Origin of the sequence: Halomicroarcula saliterrae, assembly GCF_031624395.1 — an archaeon.
GTDB lineage: Archaea > Halobacteriota > Halobacteria > Halobacteriales > Haloarculaceae > Haloarcula > Haloarcula saliterrae.
The window spans coordinates 158,870-177,825 of the sequence record NZ_JAMQON010000005.1; the positions used below are offsets into that span (position 1 = coordinate 158,870).

Annotated in this window: 16 protein-coding genes; 5 read left to right on the forward strand and 11 right to left on the reverse strand. The window is 61.1% G+C overall.

Translation table 11 applies throughout. The features are described 5' to 3' along the window. Positions 1-45: 45 nt before the first annotated feature. From NDI56_RS16905 to NDI56_RS16915, 3 genes are all read right to left on the reverse strand, one after another. Complete coding sequence (locus NDI56_RS16905; RefSeq protein WP_310920850.1) at positions 46-441, reverse strand: hypothetical protein; 396 nt, start codon at positions 439-441, stop codon at positions 46-48. Between the two features lie 173 nt (positions 442-614). Beyond that, positions 615-1,091: a hypothetical protein gene (locus NDI56_RS16910; RefSeq protein ID WP_310920851.1), complete on the reverse strand. Its 477-nt coding sequence runs from the start codon at positions 1,089-1,091 to the stop codon at positions 615-617. A 137-nt stretch (positions 1,092-1,228) separates the two neighbouring features. Next, entirely contained in the window at positions 1,229-2,986 is a 1,758-nt protein-coding gene (locus NDI56_RS16915; protein WP_310920852.1) for a hybrid sensor histidine kinase/response regulator, read from the reverse strand. Positions 2,987-3,153: 167 nt separating this feature from the next. Between NDI56_RS16915 and NDI56_RS16920 the strand changes: the two genes are divergently transcribed. After that, entirely contained in the window at positions 3,154-3,285 is a 132-nt protein-coding gene (locus NDI56_RS16920; RefSeq protein WP_310920853.1) for a hypothetical protein, read from the forward strand. Positions 3,286-3,347: 62 nt separating this feature from the next. Then, positions 3,348-5,186: an SLC13 family permease gene (locus tag NDI56_RS16925; protein WP_310920854.1), complete on the forward strand. Its 1,839-nt coding sequence runs from the start codon at positions 3,348-3,350 to the stop codon at positions 5,184-5,186. Between the two features lie 1,027 nt (positions 5,187-6,213). Here NDI56_RS16925 and NDI56_RS16930 read toward each other — a convergent pair. The 3 genes from NDI56_RS16930 to NDI56_RS16940 form a co-directional block, all read right to left on the reverse strand. Then, complete coding sequence (locus tag NDI56_RS16930; protein WP_310920855.1) at positions 6,214-6,537, reverse strand: hypothetical protein; 324 nt, start codon at positions 6,535-6,537, stop codon at positions 6,214-6,216. A 245-nt stretch (positions 6,538-6,782) separates the two neighbouring features. Continuing rightward, positions 6,783-7,238, reverse strand: coding sequence for an RDD family protein (locus NDI56_RS16935; protein ID WP_310920856.1), 456 nt, complete (start codon positions 7,236-7,238; stop codon positions 6,783-6,785). Between the two features lie 496 nt (positions 7,239-7,734). Continuing rightward, a complete protein-coding gene (locus tag NDI56_RS16940) occupies positions 7,735-8,049 on the reverse strand; it encodes a DUF7344 domain-containing protein (RefSeq protein WP_470303421.1) in 315 nt (104 codons plus the stop codon). 245 nt (positions 8,050-8,294) lie between these two features. On the opposite strand from NDI56_RS16940, the gene NDI56_RS16945 reads away from it, so the two are divergent. Next, positions 8,295-12,539: a PAS domain-containing protein gene (locus NDI56_RS16945; RefSeq protein ID WP_310920858.1), complete on the forward strand. Its 4,245-nt coding sequence runs from the start codon at positions 8,295-8,297 to the stop codon at positions 12,537-12,539. Between the two features lie 114 nt (positions 12,540-12,653). On the opposite strand, the gene NDI56_RS16950 is transcribed toward NDI56_RS16945, so the two are convergent. Next, positions 12,654-13,352: an NAD(P)H-binding protein gene (locus NDI56_RS16950; protein WP_310920859.1), complete on the reverse strand. Its 699-nt coding sequence runs from the start codon at positions 13,350-13,352 to the stop codon at positions 12,654-12,656. A gap of 257 nt (positions 13,353-13,609) precedes the next feature. Here NDI56_RS16950 and NDI56_RS16955 point away from each other — a divergent pair, with 257 nt between their 5' ends. Next, positions 13,610-14,092 carry a hypothetical protein gene (locus NDI56_RS16955; protein ID WP_310920860.1) on the forward strand — a complete coding sequence of 161 codons (483 nt, stop codon included), beginning with the start codon at positions 13,610-13,612 and terminating at the stop codon, positions 14,090-14,092. Positions 14,093-14,368: 276 nt separating this feature from the next. On the opposite strand, the gene NDI56_RS16960 is transcribed toward NDI56_RS16955, so the two are convergent. Beyond that, the gene (locus tag NDI56_RS16960; RefSeq protein ID WP_310920861.1) at positions 14,369-14,824 is read right to left on the reverse strand and encodes a hypothetical protein; all 456 of its coding nucleotides are present in this window, start codon (positions 14,822-14,824) and stop codon (positions 14,369-14,371) included. A gap of 534 nt (positions 14,825-15,358) precedes the next feature. On the opposite strand from NDI56_RS16960, the gene NDI56_RS16965 reads away from it, so the two are divergent. After that, positions 15,359-15,778: a hypothetical protein gene (locus NDI56_RS16965; protein ID WP_310920862.1), complete on the forward strand. Its 420-nt coding sequence runs from the start codon at positions 15,359-15,361 to the stop codon at positions 15,776-15,778. A 668-nt stretch (positions 15,779-16,446) separates the two neighbouring features. On the opposite strand, the gene NDI56_RS16970 is transcribed toward NDI56_RS16965, so the two are convergent. The 3 genes from NDI56_RS16970 to NDI56_RS16980 all read right to left on the reverse strand — a co-directional run bounded on the left by NDI56_RS16970 (position 16,447) and on the right by NDI56_RS16980 (position 18,880). Continuing rightward, entirely contained in the window at positions 16,447-16,794 is a 348-nt protein-coding gene (locus NDI56_RS16970; RefSeq protein WP_310920863.1) for an AzlD domain-containing protein, read from the reverse strand. Continuing rightward, entirely contained in the window at positions 16,784-17,479 is a 696-nt protein-coding gene (locus tag NDI56_RS16975; protein ID WP_310920864.1) for an AzlC family ABC transporter permease, read from the reverse strand. Before NDI56_RS16975 ends, NDI56_RS16970 begins: the two co-directional genes overlap by 11 nt. A gap of 354 nt (positions 17,480-17,833) precedes the next feature. Continuing rightward, complete coding sequence (locus NDI56_RS16980; RefSeq protein ID WP_310920865.1) at positions 17,834-18,880, reverse strand: AbrB/MazE/SpoVT family DNA-binding domain-containing protein; 1,047 nt, start codon at positions 18,878-18,880, stop codon at positions 17,834-17,836. Positions 18,881-18,956: the final 76 nt, after the last annotated feature.

An 18,956-nucleotide genomic window follows, 5' to 3' on the forward strand; every position in this document is an offset into this window, starting at 1 on the left:
CAGTTAGCCATCTGTGGGGGTAAAGAGAGCTGGGACTGGTAGTCGCTACTCCGACGGTTCGACGGTGAATACGATATCGTCTCGATGAATGATGACATGAAGCGGCTCCGTGACTTGCTTCCACGCTAACTCGGCGGAGGGTTGCTCGTCAATATCTACAGAGACAGTGACCAGATGGCCGTTCTCTCGTGGGATATCGTCACTTACGACCAGTCGGTCTCCGCGAGCCACAGTCACGACCTCTGAATCGAGGATCGGTTCGTCTCGATTGGCGTTGGTTACCGTCACCATCACCCGCACCTCGACATCGAGGGCGTTGTGGAGAACGAGTCCGGTGGAACCCGATTTTGAAAGGGAGTTACAGCCAGCAGCTGCCGTCGTAATGAGGGCTCCGCCGATGCGGAGTGCGTCGCGGCGAGTCGGAGTGGCGGGAACGTCCATTCAGACAGGATATTGACGTACCGGCGGTATAACGCTTCGTTCCGTCGTGACGCAGCGTATATGCGACCCGACTGTACAGCTAGTTTACCGAGACCGCTGGCGAAACCAACACGCCGAGAGAACGTCCGTGCCACACGCACTGCCCTCGTGTTCCTCGCGGCGATAGTCGCCACTCACCGCTGTGTGTCGAAGCGGTCCCACGCGACTGGGTCGAACTGTTTGAGTGTCAGCCGCTTTGCGTTCAGGATACGCGTCCGGACTTCCGCGCGGGTGAGCCTCTCTATCGTGCTCGGTCCCGGCGCTCGGAAGACCGCGTGTTTCCATACTCCGTCGCGTGACCGGATACCGTATCCGGATTCCCGCCCGAGTTCGAGCACGAGATGCTCGTTGTCGACCATCCGGTCCAGCACCGCTTCGGCATCCGCTTCGCCGAAGGGAGCGAGTCCGTCGCTATCTTCGTTCTCGATGGCTTTCCGCGCCTCCAGATAATCACGTACGTCTCGGGCACAATCGTAGCACAGCACCGTACTCGGGAGGGAGGCTCTTGGCGCCCCATCCAGATATTCGACCGTTTCAGCGCCAGTGAGCACGGTATTGGACATCTCTTCGACCCCACAGAAATCACACGCCTGTATCTCCGAATGCGCCATCCAGATAGTATCTGGACACGCTCGTAAGAACCCACCGGCCGGCCCCGCTATCGAACCGACCCATCACTAGCTTACGACCGACAGGCTACGTCTCGGTACTCGGGCCTGACCCCGGCAAGATGGCCGATACAGAGCAGCTACTCGGAAACGAACTCGACGCCGGTGACCTCGAATCGTGCGCCCCCGTCGGAGCCGTCTGTGATGCAGAGCTCCCAATTGTGGGCCTCGACAATCCGCTCGACGATGCTCAGCCCGAATCCCGTCCCCCCGTCGCTCGTCGAGTACCCCACAGCGAACACGTCGTCGTGTTCGTCCTCGGGGATTCCCGGACCGTCGTCTTCGATGTAGAACCCCCCGTCAAACTCACCGACAGTCACGGTCACGTCGTCGCCGCCGTGTTCGATCGCATTGTGGACGAGGTTTTCACCCATCTGCTTCAGCCGATTCGCGTCGGCGTAGATTCTGCAGTCACTGTCGGCGACGAGCGTGGCGTCCATCGTCTCGACGTTCGCCCAACACTGCTCGGTTATCTCCGCGAGATCGACCGGTTCGAGTTCAGTTACCGTCTCGTCCCCGCGGGCCAGCGTCAGGAGGTCTTCGATCAGGGCCTCCATTCGATCCAGAGCACGCTCGGCGCGCTCTAAGTGCTCGCTGTCCCACTCCGACCGTGCGAGATCGATGCCGCCCACGGCCACGTTGAGCGGGTTCCGGAGGTCGTGGGAGACGACGCTGGCGAACTCGTCGAGGCGTTGGTTCCGCTGTTTCAGTTCCCGTTCGCGCTCTTCTCGTTCGGTGATGTCCCGCAAAATCCCGACCGAACCCTCGAAGCAGTCCCCTCTGTAGGGCAAGATACCCATGTGGTCCTCGCAGGGAATCGGCGGCCCATCCTCGGGCTGGATCTCGATCGTGAACTGCACGGTGTCGGGCCCGTCAGAAGAGAGGAGCCGCCCGAGGTGAGTCTCTGCCCGCTCGATCGCCTGGTCCGATTTGATCAGTGCCGGCGTCTCCCCGAGAATCGTCCCGCGGTCGTAGCCAACCATCTCGACGAGCGCGTCGTTCACGTACTCGAACCGTCCCGTCTCGTCGAGAACGTAGACGGGGTCGCTGAGCGTCTCCACGAGCGTCCCGAATCGGGTGCGCTCGATCCGCAGCGCTTGCTCCGCAGAGAGGTCCCGTACCGAGCAGATCAACTCACCCGAGTCCGTCTGTACGACACGGTGGTCTTCGGGAAAGGTGGTGCCGTCGGCTCGGCGGCCGTTTGTTTCACCGCTCCAGACCCCCTCTTGTGCGACCGTCGGCAAGATTTCGGTCCGTCCGAATTCTACCTCGTCGTCGGGGTAGATCAGTTCCCAGTGTTCGCCGAGTAGCTCTTCGGGGTCATAGCCATAGAGCTCCGCGTACGCCTGATTGACGTAGATGAAATCGCCGTCCTCGTCGAGGATGCTGATGCCTTCCTGCGTGGTTTCGCTGGCTTTGCGCTGACGCTCGCGGGCGTGTTCGGCACGGTATCGTTCGACGGCGTTTCGCACCCGGTTTGCCAACACGGTGTACTGGTCAGTGCCACGCTCTTTTCGCAGGTAGTCAGTGACGCCGGCGGAGATGGCATCACCGGCGACTTCTTCCGAACCTTTGCCGGTGAACAGTATGAACGGTAGGTCGGGGGCCGTCTCACGGACGGTTTCGAGGAATTCGATACCGTTCTGGTCGGGCATGTCGTAGTCGGAGACGATGCAGTCGACGTCGTGGTCGGCAAGCTGATTCAGCCCCTGGCTGGCGCTCGTTGCGGTCTCGACGGTGAATCCATCGTCTTCGCGTTCGAGGAGGTCAGCTACTGTGTCGGCGAAATCCGGCTCGTCGTCGACGTGGATCACGCGAACGTCCGCCGTCTCACGCATATATGACCCACTCAGATGAAACGGTATAAGCCTGTGCCGCCAGTTCTCAGATGGGATATCTGTCCACAGCGCTGCTTCCCGGAGGCCGATCTGCCACCGGGAACGAGGTCGAGACGATAGCGATGGGACCACTCGGGAGGGACTGCTGAGCCGCGCCGTCTTCGGCGATGTCCCCGACACAATCGGGGACCGAGTCGACGGAGAAGTGGTCACATCAAGCCACCCCTTCTGGACCGTTCGTCCGCGCGTGGCTCCAGCGGTGGTTCGGTGAACGGCGGATTCCCGGGACGGCCGAGTGAAGACGTCGGATGTGCCGATAATCGAACCGTAACTTTGCCCCCGAGGACCGAATTCGTCGACGATGGGCTGGTCCCACGGACAGTTGCTGCAAGTGGGCGTCTCCACAGACATCCTGGTGGTCCTCGGGGTGGTACTGCTGGCTCTCGTCCTGTTCGTCTCCGAGGCGCTGACCGTCGACGTAACGGCCATCGTCATACTGCTCGTCTTGACGCTACTGGAGCCGTGGACGACCATCTCCCCAGCGGAAGCGATTTCCGGGTTCGCCAACGAGGCGACTATCACCGTCCTCGCGATGCTCATCCTGAGTTCGGGTGTCAGCCGGACCGGGCTGGTCCAGCGACTGGGGCGTCGGATGGCCAACTTCGCCGGGACGAACCTCCGTCGACAACTGCTCACGACCGTCGGTATCTCCAGTTCGTTCTCCGGCTTCCTCAACAACACGCCAGTGGTCGCCTTGCTCGTGCCGGTCGTTACCGACGTGGCCAATCGTGGCGACACCTCGCCGTCGAAGCTGCTCATCCCGCTATCGTATGCGTCCCAGCTCGGGGGGACGTTGACACTCATCGGCACTTCGACGAATATCCTCGCCAGCAACGTCAGCGCGAGACTGTCTAGTCGGTATCCGGAGCTACACGCCTTCTCGATGTTCGAGTTCACTGGACTCGGCTTGCTAGTTGTCTTGGTCGGCGGGGCCTACCTGGTCTTCGTGGGGCACCGGTTACTGCCGGCGCGAGTTCCCCCACAGGCCGATTATCTCGCGGAGTACGACGTCGGGGAATACGTCACAGAGCTCGCTGTCGGCCCCGACTCGCAGTTTGTCGGGGAGTCGGTCGAATCGGTGACCGCGGCACTGGGACCCGACATCGACATCGTGGAGCTGGTCCGTGACCGGGAGGAGACCGTCGCGCCAAGACAAGAGAAACGACTCGACGAGGGCGACGTACTCGTCGTGCGAACCAATCGGGAAGTCGTCAGGCAGGGCCCAGAGCTGGCGGGATTTGACGTGGTCAGTGGGACTGGTACGGCGGCGCTCGACTCGGGCGACACCGGGACACTGGTCGAACTAGTCGTCTCCATGGATTCGCGACTTATCGGCGAGCCCCTCGACCCGGAACAGTTCCGAGCGGATTACGGGGCGGCCGTACTCGGCCTTCGGAGCTGGAGTGAAGGGGTCGTCAACCGAATCGTCGGCCGTCGCCTCCGCGTCGGTGATACGCTCCTGGTCGATGTGCCGGAAGAGGGTATCGACCGACTCAGCCGCGACCCCGACGTCATCGTCGCCCGCGAACCGAGCGAGCCGAACTACCGGACGGAGAAAGCGCCCGTCTCGGTCGCCATCATGGTCGGCGTGGTAGGCCTCGCCGCGCTCGAAGTACTGCCGCTCCTGATAACGGCGTTGGGCGGCGTCGTAGCGATGGTAGTGGGTGGCGTGCTCGAACCGAACGAGCTGTACGACGCTGTCGAGTGGGATATCATCTTCCTGCTGGCCGGCGTGATTCCGCTCGGAGTGGCGCTCGAACGCACCGGTGGTGCGACCTTCCTGGCCGATCAGGTCGTCGCCATCGGCGGGGCGCTGCCAGTCGTCGTCGTCCTCTGGCTGTTCTACATCGCCACGGGACTCGTTACGGAGGTCATCAGCAACAACGCCAGTGTCGTCCTGCTCATCCCGGTGGCGGCAGCCTCCGCGTCCCGAATCGGAGCCAACCCCTTCGCGTTCGTGCTGGCAGTCACCTTCGCCGCGAGTACGGCCTTTCTCGGGCCCATCGGCTACCAGACGAACCTCTTTGTCTACGGCCCAGGGGGATATCGCTTCGGCGACTACTTCCGCATCGGTGCACCACTGCAACTGCTTCTCTCACTGGTGACAGTCGGCGGCATCGCGTTCTTCTGGGGGGTGTGATACCGGTGCCGGACAGCAGCTACTGGCAGTCCACTCGACAGGGAGTCGATAGACAGTGGAAAACCGCATGGAGACTACGCCGTATGAAACAGGCGTCGCTGAATATCGGAATCGACCATCATAGCACGTGGGGCGGCCCGGGCAAATGTCTATGTCGCGGGAGGCTCTACTACCCAATCGTGTCCCTGAGTCGGTCAACTCTCTTCGGCCCCGTCGTCCTCGTCCTCCTCGTCGCAGGCGGAGCGCTGGTTGTCACTCAGTTCCCGACACTGTCGGTCGGGACCCTGACCGTTCAGACGCCCTTGTTAGTCGGTCTGATCAGCGGGAGTCTCCTCGTCCCATCTATCGTCTCTCATTACCGGTCCGGAGAGAACCGGGAGTCGATACGGTGGGCGCTATTCGCAGTCGGAATCCCGCTCTCACTCACACAGCGTTCACCGTTCGGCTTGATCGGCGTAGTAGCCGTACTATCGAGCCTCGCAGTGGCGTGGGAGATTGATCGGCGCCTCTTCCGGCCCACATCTCGATAGGCCTGAAAACTGTACTGAGTACTGGCCATCACTTCTGATCGGCTCTCCGGACCGCTGACTATGCCCGTGTATTCAGTCGGTTCTCTGGCAACTGTAGCGAAATCCGGATACAGCAGATTCTGTAGCGCACTGGCCAGCTGGGAGCGCCTCGGGCGTGTTCACGAGCAGTCGACGCTGAGCAGGTGGCCAGAATGAGCGGTGTAAACGTCCATACTCCTGTAGGGGTCGAGCCGATGAGGGAACTTACGACGACATTGACTGTACGATGCTCTCTCCGACGAGCACCTTGGAGACTGTGAGAACAGGGAAGAAGACGCCAATCACGAACGCGCCGTCGCGATGGGCGGGGCGCTCGGTTCCCACCCAACTCCCGTGTCTCGTGGAATCCGTGACAGGTGACAGAATCGACGCGCTGTTTTAGCGGTTCAACGCAGTACAGCGACGTTATTGCTTCCGGACACCGCTCGTTGTATCAACTCCTCAAACGGTGTGGGGATTCACCGAAGTTGGGAGGCCAAGCCAGCGAGCCCGGCGACAACGAACACGCCCGCAAGGACAGCCCAGTTGTCGGCGAGGAACTGGAGCACTCCGATCGCGATGAACCCGACATACACGAGTGGCTGGTAGAGCGGATGGTCTCGAACACCCTGCACTGTCATAGCGAACAGCATCGGGACAACGACAATCCAGAGAATCACCGCGTACAGCGTTGCTGGTCCGTAGTATACGAACTCGATGTACGTGGCTGCGCCGACAAGTAGCGACACAATCAGTAGTGCTCCCGGGCGGATTCGGCTTCGGAACGTGTGGAGGGCGGTCATTCGACGCCTGATTGTACCCGTGAGAACAAGTCTGTTGTCCGTATTGCGCGATTCAACGAGAGGTGTCTTTCCACAACTGCGCACAAGAGCGACGGCTCGTAACCAACTCTGCCCGTTCCGGTCTACACGTTGGTTAACTCTTGTCGCTCTTATGTAGAATTGCGGAAAACCCCGATAACGAGACAATCAACGAGTAACTCGACGGATTCACCAGCTGGATTGACTGACCGAATGAGTACGTTGTTTCAGGCCTGCTTGACGACGACGGTGCTGCCGACCATGTCGCCGAGCCGCTGTTTGTCGTCGCTCACAGCGATGAGGATCACCGCGAGTATCGCTGAAAACGGAAAGACCCAAACGCCGAGGAACCGCAACAGGTTCCGAGCGATTGATTGGCCCCAGCCGATCTCGGCTCCGTCCTTGCCGGCAACGACTATCCCTAACGCCAGTTTCCCCAGCGTGTAGCCGTACGTCGCCTCCATGATTGTGTGATAGAGGCAGTAGACGACCCGGAAGCTGAGGCCGAAGAAGAGGTACGCCACCGCCACCCAGGCGGTGTCAGACCCCTGTAAGACAGCTTGGACGAGAGCGTAGATGATTGTGAACGGGGTACTGATAAGCAACCAGTCTAGAATGCGGGCGACGAATCGTTTGCCGAGTCCGGCCCTCTTTTCGAGGGTGGACTCTGGATGTTTTTCCATATTATATCCAGTTAAATATGTCAGTAATTAATGTTCCGCTCTTGCGTAGGAAATCGGTGATACTGCAGAGCTGTAGCTGCGGAGTCGAAGAGGACAATGGCACCGCGTACATCGAGCGGCTCCGTAGTGACTTCGACGACGCCCAGCTCAATCAGCTGCCGAAACATCCCGCCGACCGCTGGCTGAGCAGAAGCCATATCGCCAAATAAACGCCGGCTCAGTGTAATTATACGGTCTTTCCGCAGCTTTGCATAAGAGCGACTCTTGTTGCCGCCGTCGGCCGGAGGCACCGATAGATGCTACCGGTCGACGACTCCGCGTCCGACATCGACCGCTCCACCGAGTCGTTTCGCGAGTACATCGAGGACAACCTCGGGGGACAAGAGAGCGACATCGTCACGGAATCGAGAGACGTACTACTAGTAATCGCATTTGCTGATACGACAATCGCAAAACAAACCTTCGATTTTTTGTCAGTGTTCGGTGAAGTACGGGTTCACGGACAGGACTCGATACGGTTCGTGTTCGTGTCGTAATCCACCATACCGAAATCAGCCATCTTTGGAAGGTGAACGTGGTGGAGCGTGGACGCGACCCGCTTTAGGGTCTCTCCGGTGAATACGTCAGACTCGTTTTCCCGAGTAGCGACTGCTACCGCCAGGACCTTGAGCTCGACCGGGGCAGTCCGTTCCGCGAGAACCTCGAGCATCGTTCTCCGGCGGTCTGACGAGAGTATTTGATGGTACTCGCTGTCACTCAATGGTTCGGTAATTCCGTACGCTCTCGTCCCTTGCTGTGTAGACTGGTTCATGATGTGCGCTCTCCTATCCAGCCGGCGCCGGCCGGTGTACCTTCTACTCGGAGCCCGTCACCCGTAACGGCATACTATACGTGGTTAGGTGCGGCGCCGGGGAGTCGATTGAACCAGATATGTGCCAGTTCAGTTTGTTTCCGAATACTTAGAAACACAACACGTTGCAAGTCCGGTAACTTCTGTCGAACAATGCACCCTCCAACGGCGGAGGGTTGATAACGGTCAGCCGCCAGTACGCGGCAATGGCCAGTAGCTCGTTAACCGATGCGCTTCGGGAAACACTCGCCCTCTTCGAGGAAGCCGGAGTCCCACGGACGACGACCGAGGTAGCGGACCGCCTCGACCTTGGCCGACGAAGCACGTACGAACGATTGGAGCGTCTTGTCGACGAAGGCCGACTCGATACGAAGATAGTAGGTGGGAACGGGCGCGTGTGGTGGCGACCGCCCGAGGACCGCGACTTCGCCGGGCCCGGATGGGAGGGAGTAGCCGAGTCCCTGATCGACGACGTACTCGACAACGCCGACGTCGGGGTGTTCGTCCTCGACCCGGAGTTCGAGGTGGTCTGGATCAACGAGGCCACCGAGCGGTACTTCGGCGTCGAACGAGAGCGGATGGTGGGTCGGGACACGCGGACACTCGTCGACGAGTGCATCGCGCCAGTCGTCGAAGACTCGGCGACGTTTGTCGACGTCGTCCTGTCGGCGTACGATGACAACACGCAGACCGACCGATTCGAGTGTCATGTCACTCCTGACGACGGGAGCGCGGAGCGATGGCTCGAACACCGGAGTAAGCCCATCGAATCGGGCGCGTACGCCGGCGGGCGGATCGAACTCTACTACGACGTGACCGACCGACAGCGGGAGGAGAGCGCCCACCGGACCGACCACAAACAGTTCGAGTCCCTCGTCGACGCGGTCGAGGAGTACGCCATCTTCCTGCTCGACCCCGACGGCCACGTTCAGACGTGGAATCCCGGCGCGGCGCATATCAAGGGCTACGACGCCGAGGCCATCGTCGGGGAGCACGTCTCGACGTTTTACACCGAAGCGGACCGCACTGCGGGCGTCCCGGCTGACAACTTGGCGAAAGCAGCCGAAGATGGGCGGACCGAAGACGAGGGATGGCGTATGTGCGCCGACGGGTCTCGGTTCTGGGCGAACGTCACTACCTCGGCGATCCGAGATGATGACGGGACCCTCGATGGATACGTGAATGTCACCCGCGACATGACTGGCCGCCGCGAACAGGAGCGACAGCTGCGACGCGAGCGAGACCTCACCGACCGGATTGTCGATACGAGTCCCGTGGGCATCATGGTCCTCGACAGCGACGGAAATCACGTCCGGATAAACGAACGTGCGAAGGACGTCCTCGGAATCCCGGACAGTCAAACCGAGTCCTATTCACCAGGCGATCGGACGGTATACGACGCGGATGGGGCCCTCGTTTCACCCGACGAGCACCCTGCCGCTTGGACGTTAGAGACTGGTGACCCCGTCTTCGATTGGGAAGCCAAGGTCGAACGCCCCGACGGCGGGCATCGGTGGCTGTCCGTGAACGCGGCACCAGTGTTCGATACCAACGGGGATATCGAACGCGTAATCACCACTGGCGAGGACATCACACGGCTGAAATCACAGGCCCAGCGTCTCGAACGCCAGCGCGACGACCTCGAGAGCGAACTCGAAACCATCTTCGAGCGCGTCGACGACGGGTTCTTCGCGCTCAACGACGACCTCCGGTTCACGTACGCCAACGATCACGCGGTCGAGTTCCTGGAGCGGTCGCCCGCCGAACTTCAGGGGACGTACCTCTGGGACGCGCTGGAAAAGGGGCCGAAAGCGGCGAGGGCACTCGAGGAAGCGCTCGAGACCCAGCAGTCCACCTCGTTCGAGGCGTTCTACGAACACATCGGGACGTGGTTCGAACATCACGTGTATCCCTCCGAGGAGGGTCTATCGGTCTATTTCCGCGATGTGACCGGACGCAAGGAGCGGGAACGCCGACTCGAAGAGTACAAGACGATCGTCGAGACGGTGACCGACGGCGTCTACGCGGTCGACGAGAACTACCGGTTCACGGTAGTCAACGAGGGGTACACGGAGCTGGTCGGCTACGACCGCGGGGAACTGCTCGGCAGTCACATCACTACCGTGGTCGACGAAGAGACGCTCGCAGTCGGAGAGCAGCGCCGCAAAGCACTCATCGAGGGCGATGACGACACCGGAAGCGTCGAACTCGAAATCGAGACGGCGGCCGGTGACCGGCTCACCGTTGAGAGCCGCTATGCAGTACTCCCGTCCCGTGCCGAGTTCGAGGGAACCGCCGGTGTCGTCCGAGACGTGACCGAACGGAAGAAACGTGAGCGGCAACTCGAGGAATACAGGCGCCACTTCCAGACACTTATCGATAATTTCCCTGCTGGGGCCGTCGCCCTTGTCGACCAGCAACTCCGGTACACTACGTTCGCGGGCACGCCAGAGGGAGGGACAGACGTGACGAGAGCGGATCTGGAGGGGGCGCTCGCCCGTGACGTCCTGCCGCCCCAGATCGCAGATATCGTCATCCCACGGTATGAGGCGGCCCTTGCGGGTCAGCGTTCCGAGTTTGAGGCCACAATCGACGGCAGGAGCTACCAGTTCCACTTCGTTCCCGTACGCGACGACGACGGCGATATCTTTGCCGCGACGGCGATGTCACAGGACATCACGGAGTTGAAAACGCGCGAACGGGAACTCGAGACCCGTGTCCGGCAACAGGAAGTCGTAACCGACCTGGGGCAGCGCGCTCTGGAGAATCGAGACCTCGACGCGCTGATGACCGAGGCGGCCGAACTCGTCGCGGAAACACTCGATAACGACTACTGTAAGCTTCTGGAACTGGACGCTGGCTCAGAGGAACTGCTGCTCCGCCAGGGCGTTGGCTGGGACGACGGCATCGTCGGCGAGGCGACCGTCTCGGTCGTCGAGGGCGACTCGCAGGCGGCGTACACTCTGGCGTCTGAGACACCTGTCAGGGTCGAGGACCTCGACACGGAACCGCGGTTCAGCGGCCCGGACCTGCTCACGAGCCACGACATCCGAAGCGGGATTAGCACGCTCATTGGCCCCTACGACTACCCGTGGGGTATTCTGGGGACCCACGACACCGAGCCTGCGCGATTCTCCGATCACGACGTCAACTTCGTCCAGTCAGTCGCCAACATCCTCGCGAGCGCTATCGAGAGCCACGGTCACGAACGGGAACTGGTTCAGCAGCGTGCGGAACTCGCCGCACTGAACAACGTCAACCAGGTCGTCCAGGGGATCGCCGACGCGGTCATCGACCAGTCGACCCGCGATGAGATCGAAACGACCGTCTGCGAGCGCTTCGCGGCCGCCGATTCGTACTCGTTCGCCTGGATCGGCGACATCGATGCCGCCACGGAGACCGTCGATCTCCGGACGGAGGCGGGCGTCGAGGGGTACCTCGACGACATCACTATCACCATCGACCCGGACGATGCACGGAGCAAGAACCCGACGGGACGGGCCTTCTACACTGGCGAAGTGCAGACGTCGCAGGAACTCTCACCCGACGAGAGCTCCGACCGCTGCCACAGCGCTGCTGCAGCGTGTGACTTCCGGTCGTCGGCCGCGATCCCGATCGTCCACGAGAGCACTACCTATGGGGTGTTGAACGTATACGCCGAGCGCCCGAACGCGTTCGAAGGACGCGAACGCGACGTGGTCGTGCAACTCGGTGAAATCGTCGGTCACGCGATCGCCGCCCTCGAACGGAAACGCGCCCTGTTGAGCGACGAAGTCGTCGAACTGCAGTTCCAGATCCAGAACGTCTTCGAGTCGCTGGGCATCGACGGTTCGGAGACGGACCCCATCTACCTCGAACAGACGGTTCCGATCGCCGACGACGACTACATTTTCTTCGGGCGGACGACGCCGGGCGGTATCGATACCGTGGAGGCGATGGTCGAGGCGATTCCGTTCTACGAAAGCGTCACCTTCCGTGACCACGGTGACGAGACCTTGTTCGAACTTCGGGTCTCCGAACCGCCAGTCCTGTCCACCATCGCCTCCCTGGGCGGTTCCGTTCCCGAGGCTGTCATCGAAGACGGTGACTATCACCTGACGGTCCATCTCTCCCCGAGCGGGGACGTTCGGGAGGTAATCGAGAAGATGCACGAGGTATATCCAGATGTGAACCTTCTGAAGCGCCGCCAGCGATCGATCCACGACCAGGACGAACCCACGGTTCCCGAACTGATGACTGAGCTCACGCCACGGCAGCGTTCTGCGCTGGAAACTGCCTTTCACACCGGATTTTTCGAGTGGCCTCGCGATACCTCGGGCGAAGGAGTCGCATCGATACTCGACGTTGCACCGCCGACGTTCCACCAGCATCTCCGGAAGGCCGAACGGAAGGTGTTCGAATCGGTGCTCTCGTCCACGACGTCGGCCTGCACGGCTCGGGACGAGCGATGAACACGCCACCGTTCCCCGACGACTACGAGATCCTCCGCAACAAGACCGAGGCGACCTGTTCGTCAGTGGCGGATGACGACAGACGGCTCTCGGTCGGTACCCACGGCCTCTGCGTTAGCCCGGCAGTTGCCAGTCGATATGGAGCCTCCGGTCGCGAAAGGCCGGTTTCGAGACGACCTCGAAGGTCCGGTCGGCAGCAGCGTCGGTGACTGGGGCGGCGATCAGGAGGCGGGCGACATCGGCCCGTGAGACAGCTCCCCATAGTTTCGCCCCGGGTTCGGCGACGGTCACGTCGTCGGTCCGAGGGCCGTTCGTGAGTATCCCTGGCCTGAGAATCGTGTGTCGCAGCGGAGCCTCTCTGAGCGCTGCTTCGGTGGCTGCTTTGGCTCGCTGGATCGGACCGATAACCATGTCGAAGACCGTCGCAAGCACGCTCGCGTCCTCGGGACCGACGCCGATGGCCGATTCCATAGCGAAGGCGTCGACGTCAGCCGTGAGTGCGGCATCGAGGAGGTTCTGCGCGCCGACCCCGTCGACGTACGGACCGCCGGAGAGGACGTCCGTCGGTGCCGACCCGACAGTGCTGATAACCACGTCAGCGCCGTCGACGGCGCTGTCCAGGTCGTCGGGGTCGAGCAAGTCGTCGACCACGACCTCGTCCGCCCCAACTCGCTGCAGTCGGGCTCGCTTCGCCGGCGAGCGAGTCAGCGCGCGGACGCGCACGTCCCGGGGGGCGAGCAATCGTAGCACGTTCTGTCCCGTGTCACCACTTGCTCCCGCGAGAAACACTGTGTCTACGTCACCGGAATCCATACCGGTACGTTCGAGTTTCAACGATTTGATTGGTCGGGTTCAGGTGGGCGCTAGAAGGGCGATGCGGTCAATCCGTTCGGCACCGATACATCGGCTACCGGGCACGAGACATCGCGGACGCCAGCCGGCTGTATCCGGCCGCTCGCCTCCGATCGTCTCGAACCCGAACCGCTCGAAGAATCGGTCCGTCGGAGACGATTTCCTGCGGACAGCTATACGCTGTCTATTAGTGCTCTCTCCGGAAGTATCTAGCAAGTATGTCGAGACAGGGACCCGGCTACATTACTACTGAAACGGAGATGCTTGCCGACGTGGACCGGAAGCGAGACGCGGGCGAGATAACTGACGAAGCGGCCAGACAGTTCATCGAGCTTCACGAATTCGCGAAAGAAATCGGTGACACAGTCGACGTGACCGGCGTGAAAAACGCCAGAATCAAACTCGTCGTCGAGGCTCATCAGGGAACCAGTGGCCGTAACCCCGGTGTCTTCACAGCCAACGTAAACGGCGAGCTGAAGATATGGCCCGCGAAGATGCCCATCGACTACGGATATCTCGACCTCGTTCCGTGGGAGGAGGACGCGTATCGCTCGTATGAACGGGCGTTTCAGTCGTTGTATGGACTACCGAGGGACACCGATCAAATACGGTTCGACGAATTCGCGGCGAAAGATCTGACTGCTGCGTTTACCGATATCGTCGCGGACTTCGTCACTGCGTGCCGAACAGCCGAACACTGAAAGCCCCACGTGGGGCTGCTCGTTATTTCGGTGATGAATTGATTGAGGGGCCACCAGTGCGAAAGTACAGCAGCCCACTAACGAGAACCAGCAAAGACCACCGACAGCTCCTTCCAGCCACCGAGAAGGAACGTCGGGCCACACACCGATGTCAGTCAGCGGCTTCGAGTTCGCTCTCGCCGAGCGAGTGGAGCGACATCAGTCACGGCCGAGTAGCGCGTTCGGTTAGATAGAGGGACAGAATCCACACCGAGGGCAGTAGCTGGCCACGTCACCTCAGTTGCGATTGTTGGCATCCCAGCAGTCCCGACAGACATACGGAAGGTCGGCAGACTCGAGTGGAGTCAGTATCGACCTCACGGGCGTCTCTTCGCGGCACTGGCCGCATTCGATGGGTGCCGGGGGCTCGTAGTCATCTGGCGCCCACCACGGTACTTCCGCAGTCGCTGAATCGAGAACCCAGGCCGGGATCGGTGATTCGTCGGCGAGTATCGTCTTCCCGAAGGCTTTCATTCCGTCTTCCGTGGTCCGGAGATGGCCGGATAGAAAGCCGAAGTATTCGATTCGATATCTGTTGGCAGACGTCTTCGAGACGGTGATTGAATCGACGCCCTCGTCAAGCATACGTGGTATCGGCTGCAGTGAGGATAGCGAAACTGCGTCCGCTGTCTCGGAAAATGTCACGTCGTCTCCTGTCGAGAGTATCTCTCGGTCAGGAATACCGAACATCACATCGCGATTGGACCGGTGTCTGTATAAATTGATAGGCTGGTCGTCCCAGGATAATCTGTGCAGCATCGTTGATGCGGTTCTCCGCGGTGGGCCGTGCCTATACGCCACAGGGGCCCCTCTCTCCTTTGGCGCCAGACTCCAGCCGCTGGCGCTGTGATTCGGGGCGCGCTCTGGTCACGCTACGGCGGCTCGCAGCCGCGTCGGGCGCCATCTGGATTGTTCTCGGGTTCTGGTCCGGGGCTTTACCAGTGCTCACCCGTGCCATGGCTCCTCGACGTCGACTGGCGTTCGCTGGTTTCGACGGGGTAAACCTGTTCCTCGCGAATCGGGACGTGCTGCCATGTTGCCACTCCGCTACTTCGAGTAGTCTGCTTCGCAGTGGACTCGCTCCAACCCATTATATAACCCTACGGCCGCTGAATCGATGGCATGCCGACGTACTCTACATCGGACGAATTTAGCGACACCTCGAACGGGGAAGCGATTCGTCGGGAATGGATAACGGCCAACAGTCCCGATGTGCGAGCCGCTACGATGTCGACGATGGAGATGATTCCGGAAGCCCAAGAGACGTTCGTCGACGGCTATTTTATCGGCTCTTTCGCCGTTGCAACTGCCGCCATCGAACAGATACTCCACGAAAACATCCCGGAAAATACCAGCGACCGCCCCTGGTCGTTGTACAACATCGCTACCCAAGCCCACGGAGAGGGTGTCATCACGGACGAATTGCTAACAGATCTGTTGGAGATTAACGAACTGCGGCGGTCCAAGTTGCATTACCGCGGCGAAAACGGTCCGAACAGGATGGAGGGTCATATAGTGGAACGGATGACCGAACAGGACAGGTCGCCACAAGATATCCGAGGAGAACACGCGAAGTCGGCCCTTCGGGCGCTCTGGGACGTCTGGGAAGTCGCTGCGGTCGATATCGACCCCGAGAAACTGCCGTAGTTACTTCGCGATTCCCGGGCCTAGAGGCAGCGACGCGAGTTCAGTCCCTGAGCGGTCTGGTGCCTTCCGCCGGCTGTTCGCCGACGAGAGCGAGTAACACACGCGTGGGTCGAGGTAGCAGGCTTCTTTGTTGCGATGGCGCCGGTGACGGTCGGCTCGGCCGTGACAGGTGACCTCGTGGGTTCGTCTGGACCACTTCCGGGACACGCCTCGTAACCGCTACAAGGTCCGGGCGTGGGCAGCGCCCGGACGGGATAGCGCTGGGCGCGGCCCCAGCAACTGGAAGGGGGCGGAACGAAACTCGCGGGGACCGCTGCCCAGCCGTATCGAGTGGTCACTGTCGGCATACGCTTTGTGGTGGTCGCCACTGGCAGCTGTGCGACTGCGGACTCTCTCTGACTCGTCGAGGCCGCTCTCGGAGCGTCGTGCGGTCCGACTCCGGCGTCGCGTCGCCGCTGTCGCCCCGTCACGCTAGTGAGGAGAGACAGTGTAGTAAAGAGCGGCGGTGGCGCGCTGGTTCAGATGTCTAACGCGCTGGAAGGTCTCCTCGGCCTGAGTCCCGGGCCGGGAAAATATCCGCACGTAGCCGTCTCGACGGTGTCGTAGAACCCGCATACCTGTCCGTCAGTGTCGTTCGGAACGCTCGATACAGCGGTCGCAGTGGGCGGTTAGACAGCCGGCAGCAGGACGAATCGGACGACCCACAGGGTCGTCATTCCGGCCCCGATCGTCGTGAGAACGTTCTCCGTCCGCCAGGCAACGCCTGCAGCGACGATACCAGCAGCGAGTTTATCCACAGCGACGCCGCCAGTCCCCGGCTCGAGCGTGACAAACGAGGGAACCACGAGCGCGGCTAGAACAGCGGCCGGAACGAATCGGAGTCCGCGTTGTATCTGTGGCGGAATCTCGTCGAGATACCCGAAGAGACCGATGAACGACATCCTGATGAGGAACGTCAGAACGCCGATTACAAAGATGAGGCCCCAGATAACGGGTCCGGAGTAACTAGTCGCCATTCGAGGAACCCTCCGTGGCGGTCTCTGTGAGAAGACCGGCCAAAACACCGACTGACGCACCGACGAGCAGGCCCAGATTTAGCGGTAGTCCAGCAGTCACCACCGCGACTGTTCCACCGAGTATGCCAGCGATGGTTGTTGGGCCGTCCTCCATCGCTGGAACCAGCAGAGCCAGAAAGACCAGCGGTACGGCGAACTCGAGACCCAGTGATTCGGGAACGCTCGTCCCGAGCACGACGCCAGCGATAGTCGTCAGCTGCCAGACGACCCACAGTGTCGCTGCAACACCGAAATAATAGGCTACGGAACGGGCCGAATCATCAGTCCGGTAGCGGGCGATAGCGAGCGCGTACGCCTGGTCCGTCAGGAGGTACGCGACTGCGGCCTTCGTTCGGCTCGACAGCCTCTGGAAATGGGGGGCGATCGACGCCGAGTACATCAGCATGCGGAGGTTGATGACGAGGGCGGTCACGACGATGATCGCAAGTGGCGCATCCCGACCGATGAGATCCAGTGCAGCGAGCTGGGCAGCCCCGGCGAACACGATAGTAGACAGTCCCACTGCCTCCGGGAGCCCGAGGCCCGCGTTCACGGTGGCGATGCCGGCGATGAAACCAAAGGGGATGATTCCAAGCAGAAGTGGGACGACATCTCTGACACCCTGCCGGAACTCAGAACGGTCCATACAGGGTCGTTGCTAGCCGTGTGTTTACAAGTAGTCATCGAGAGCGCCACAGAACTCACAGCTATCATCCGGAACGCGCTGAAAGCCACACGTGTCAATCTATAAGAACTTTAGGTTTGTACATGGTATGCACACGTCACCGGACAGAGTGTTGCCGTGGGACGGTATTTGCACGCCCAGCGGAGGAATCCACGTCTTGAGCCCGGAATTGCCTGTCTCCTGGCGATGGACACCGCCACAGTTCGAGGCGGCAACGAACAACCCATCATCGGTGTCGAGTACACACTCACCCGGGCTACTCGCCGTCTTCGCGTTCGACATCATCACCGTCGACGCGGCCGAGACGACAGACCGTCACGTCTCTTCTGTCGAAGCGGTCATGTCGGACCGGTAGGCGAAGCGAGTGGCGACATCGAGGCTGTCGGCGACGTGAACGCCACTCTTCTCGAAGTTCGTGAGCACCCGCTGCAGAGAGAGGAGCGGAGCCGGCCGAGTCGTCTCTATCCGCTCTTGAGTGTCGGCGATGGCGGCGTCGAGCGTGTCGACCAGTCGATCGCCGTCGGCGGCTACGTCGATAGTGGGAGCCGTCACCGCCTGTTGTGTGGCACGCGCGAATCGGTCCAGAGCCTCCGTGACCTCGTCTAGATGAGCGCGCATCTCCCCATCGAGGTCGAACCCGTCCGATTCGAGCACCAGTGACGCGACCGTTCGATTCGCTCTGGCCATCAGCTTGACGTCCTGGGCGACCGACCGATACCCGATCAGCGGGAATCCGGTCTCGAAGCCCACAGTACGATTGAGACGCGGGTCTCGGTACGTCGCGAAGACGATTCTGAGCAGGAGATAGAACAGCTTCGTCACCTGGTCCTGCCGTCGCAACGCCCGCCGAGCGGCATCCAGCTCGTCGGTCAGCAGCGCCTCGACGGTTTCGGTCCGCATCACCGATTCGGTTTGCCAGAGCTGCTTCATCAGGGTCGGAAGCTCGAAGTCAGCGGGGTCCACCGAGCACCTCACGATGGCCGAATCAGTGCTCTCGTTCACGATACCGAATCCCAGGAGTTGCCGTTCTATTTCGGTGATAGTCTCGTGGACCGCTGGCTCTAACGGCCCATCGCTCTCTATGTGGACGAACTGTCGGCCGAGCACGTACTGTCCGAGTACCGCTCGACGTATCGACGCCGGAGAGTGCGAGCTAGCGTCTATCGTCATCTCGGTCCCGGCCTTGTGCATGTCATCGGGGGTAACCAGTAACGACCCATCGCTTTCGTCGTGTTGCACGACGAGTTGACGCCCCTTCGCGAGATTCTGCTCCCGAACCCACTGCGCGGGAAGCGTCATTGCGAGCGTCGACGAACCCAGCTGCTGGATTTTCCGTTTCGTCCGAAAGTCGTCCCCGTTCACGAGACACCACCTGGCTGACTACGGAGCGTGTTCGATACCCTCCTCGGACGGACGCGACCGTGTGGGCTCCGGCGAT